The sequence below is a fragment of the Shewanella electrica genome (genome assembly GCF_022321485.1).
In the GTDB taxonomy this organism is placed as follows: domain Bacteria; phylum Pseudomonadota; class Gammaproteobacteria; order Enterobacterales; family Shewanellaceae; genus Shewanella; species Shewanella electrica.
Genome location: NZ_JAKOGG010000233.1, coordinates 1 through 276, shown reverse-complemented (window position 1 = coordinate 276; position 276 = coordinate 1). Strand labels below are relative to the sequence as shown.

Below are 276 nucleotides of genomic sequence, written 5' to 3'. Positions count from 1 at the left end.
CACTGTGACGTCCTCGCGAAGGAAGCTCCGCCATGCCGGGGAGCGCCGTCTTGCGGCGGTCGCCGGTTGCATCGTGCTCGCGGCATCCGCCGTCGCAGACGATGGCCCGCAGGAGCTGCCCCCGTCCCAAAGATCGACCGGTGACGACGCCGCGATGCTGGCGCCGCTCGGGATCAGCGATGCCCGCAGCCTGTCGAAGGGGGAGTGGGCGCTCTCGTACCGCTATTCGTGGATCCACCAGGACGACATGCGCGACAACAGCCACCGGGAGTCCAC

1 protein-coding gene is annotated in these 276 nt (G+C 69.2%); it reads left to right on the top strand.

Annotated features, from left to right (window positions below):
• Positions 1–276, top strand: a 276-nt coding sequence (locus L9G74_RS20465; RefSeq protein ID WP_238898602.1) for a hypothetical protein, incomplete at both ends; no start/stop codon positions are given.